A 695-nucleotide genomic window follows, 5' to 3' on the forward strand; every position below is an offset into this window, starting at 1 on the left:
AGCCGGAGCCCTCCGCCGCGGCCCCCGCCGGGCCCCGGGCCCGGCGGGGGCCGCGGCGGAGGGCTCCGGCTTGGGCGGCCGAGCGGCGGGGGCGTACTTGAGGATGCGGAAGCGGTGGGTGCCGGCCGGCCGGCCTCCGGCGCGTACGTCGGTCCGGGTGGTGACGAAGTGGCCGGACCCGAGCTTGGTGGTCTTGAGCCCCGACACGGACTCGATGACGGTCTCGAAGGTGATCTCGTCGCCCGGCCGCAGCGGCCGCAGGTACTCCTGCTCGCAGTCGGTCGCGACCACCGAGGTGTACCCGGCGCCGTCGAGGAGGGCGAACAGCTCGTCGTGGACGGAGGAGCGGGCCGTGTGCCCCGAGAGGCCGCCCATCGTCCAGGCCTGGAGCATCGTCGGCGGCGCGACCGCGTCGGGCCCACGGTAGGCGGGGTGGGCGTCCCCCATGGCCTCGCACCAGTGCCGGATCATGGGCAGGTTGACCGGGTCCTTGCCGACGCCGGCCTCCGCGGCGACCAGCCCGGCGAACCGGGCGAGCCGCTCCGAGAGCCCGTCCGAGGGCTCGGCGGACGGCCCATCCGGCGGCTCGACCGACGGCCTGTCCGAAGGCCCGACCGACGGCCCGTCGAGCCGCACGTCCGGCACCCCGTCCGACGGCCCGACCCCCGCCCCGTCCGGCAGCCCGACCGACGACC

Annotated in this window: 1 protein-coding gene; it reads right to left on the reverse strand. The window is 77.3% G+C overall.

Going from position 1 to position 695, the window contains the following annotated elements; genetic code table 11:
* Positions 1-636 (reverse strand): MaoC family dehydratase N-terminal domain-containing protein (locus tag EAO70_RS36300; RefSeq protein WP_410091600.1); only part of this gene is annotated, 636 nt, incomplete at its 3' end.
* Between the last annotated feature and the right edge of the window lie 59 nt (positions 637-695).

Source organism: Streptomyces sp. adm13(2018) (assembly GCF_008042145.1).
GTDB lineage: Bacteria > Actinomycetota > Actinomycetes > Streptomycetales > Streptomycetaceae > Streptomyces.